Origin of the sequence: Streptomyces pseudogriseolus (assembly GCA_002154585.1) — a bacterium.
Lineage (GTDB): Bacteria > Actinomycetota > Actinomycetes > Streptomycetales > Streptomycetaceae > Streptomyces > Streptomyces pseudogriseolus.
This window is the reverse complement of the sequence record MUNG01000763.1, coordinates 1-622: the sequence shown is the minus strand read 5'-3', so window position 1 is coordinate 622 and position 622 is coordinate 1. Positions and strand designations below refer to the sequence as shown.

Annotated in this window: 1 protein-coding gene; it reads left to right on the top strand. The window is 76.2% G+C overall.

Going from position 1 to position 622, the window contains the following annotated elements; translation table 11 throughout:
• A partial coding sequence (locus CCN29_RS34625; protein WP_143661486.1) for a helix-turn-helix transcriptional regulator occupies window positions 1-535 on the top strand: 535 nt, incomplete at its 5' end.
• Window positions 536-622 lie beyond the last annotated feature (87 nt).

Sequence of the window (622 nt, the reverse complement as noted above, 5' to 3'; positions counted from 1 at the left end):
CGGCGCCGACCCGCAGGCCCCCTCCCAACTCCTGCGCTGCCGCGCCCTGTTGGCCGCGCCGGACACCGCCGACGAGCTGTACCGGCGTGCCCTGGACCGGCACGACGACACCGCCGGCGACTTCGAACGCGCCCGCACCGAACTCCTCTACGGCAAGTGGCTGCGCCGCAGACGCCGGCTCCGCGAGGCCCGCACCCGCCTGGAGGAGGCCCGCCTGGGCTTCGAACGCTGCGGCGCCCGCCTCTGGGCGCAGCAGGCCGCCGACGAACTGCGCGCCGGCGGAGCCGCCCCGGCCGCGGCCCCCGCCGTGTCCCCCGGGGCCGGCGACCTCGCCCGTCTCACCCCGCAGCAGCTGCGGATCGCCCGGTACGTCGCCGGGGGCGCCACCAACCGGGAGGTGGCCCTCAGCCTCTCCGTGAGCACCCGCACCGTCGACTACCACCTGCGGAACGTGTTCGCCACGCTCGGGCTGCGCTCCCGGGTCGAGCTGGTGCGTCTGGTCGAGCAGGAGGAAAAGACCGGTGCACGACTCTAGGGACCGACCGGACGGTATGCCATCCTTCGGGGCAGGACGAGTCCGACGGCGGCCGGCCCGTGGGCTCCCCGTACCTGCCGGGCGCCG